Source organism: Candidatus Agathobaculum pullicola (assembly GCF_052117205.1).
In the GTDB taxonomy this organism is placed as follows: Bacteria; Bacillota; Clostridia; order Oscillospirales; family Butyricicoccaceae; genus Agathobaculum; species Agathobaculum pullicola.
Genome location: NZ_JBQKJP010000103.1, coordinates 1 through 1,139 on the forward strand (window position 1 = coordinate 1; position 1,139 = coordinate 1,139).

At 55.3% G+C, this 1,139-nt stretch carries 1 protein-coding gene; it reads left to right on the plus strand.

Annotated elements, in window-relative coordinates; genetic code table 11:
• Window positions 1-1,139: recombinase family protein (locus tag ACTQ3V_RS15565; RefSeq protein WP_441468288.1), on the plus strand; the 1,139-nt coding region annotated here is incomplete at both ends.

Sequence of the window (1,139 nt, forward strand, 5' to 3'; positions counted from 1 at the left end):
GATGGACTTCTTCCAAAAGTACGAAGTGGAGTTTGTGTCCTCTACGGAAAAGTTTGATACCTCCACCCCGATGGGGCGGGCTATGCTGAATATCTGTATCGTGTTCGCCCAGCTGGAACGGGAAACGATACAGAAGCGGGTGCAGGACGCATGGCACTCCCGCTGCCAGCGTGGTTTCAAAATGGGCGGGAAAACGCCCTACGGCTTTCGGACAGAGCCGTATGTGATGGACGGGGTACGCACAAAGAAGCTGGTGATCGAGCCAACCGAAGCGGCCTTTGTCCGGCAGATGTATGAGATGTACGCTGCCCCGCAGGTATCGCTGCACGACATCACAAAAAAGCTGACGGCGGACGGTATGCGCACTTACCACGGCAGGCCGCTGTCAAGGGCGACATTGAGCGTCATTCTCCGCAATCCGATTTATGTCATGGCTGACCTTGATATATACGAGTTTTTCAAGAGCCAGGGGACGGATATTTACAATGACGCCGCCGACTTTGCGGGGACAAACGGCTGCTATTACTATCAGGGCAAGGGCAACACGGAGGACAAGCATAAGCACCTGCAAGGGCAGACGCTGGTGCTTGCGCCCAGCGAGGGGTTTATCCCGTCTGAACTGTGGCTGAAATGCAGAAAAAAGCTGCTTGCCAGCCATACTTACCAGCCCGCAAGGAAAGCCCGGAATACATGGATGGCGGGAAAAATCAAATGCGGAAAATGCGGCTATGCGCTCATGTCGGCGCACTCCAACGGTATTCTTTATATGCGCTGCACCGTCCATGCGGACAGCGGGGCCTGCCCCGGCTGCGGCTGTGTAAAGCTGCACGAACTGGAAGCGGTGGTCTATGGGGCTATGGTAAAGAAGCTGAAAGATTTTAAGACGCTGACAGGCCGGAAAAAAGCGGCGAAAATCTCCCCGAAGCTGACGGCAAAGCGGCTGGAACTGGCGCAGGTGGAAAGCGAGATTGAAAAGCTGCTTGACACGCTGACGGGCGCAACCCCGGTCTTGCTCTCCTACGCAAACAGCCGGATTGAGGAACTGGACGCAAGGCGGCAGGACATTTCCAATGAGATTGCGAAGCTGTCTGCGGACGCTGTGCCAGCCGAAAAGATAGAAAGCATATCCGGCTATCTGG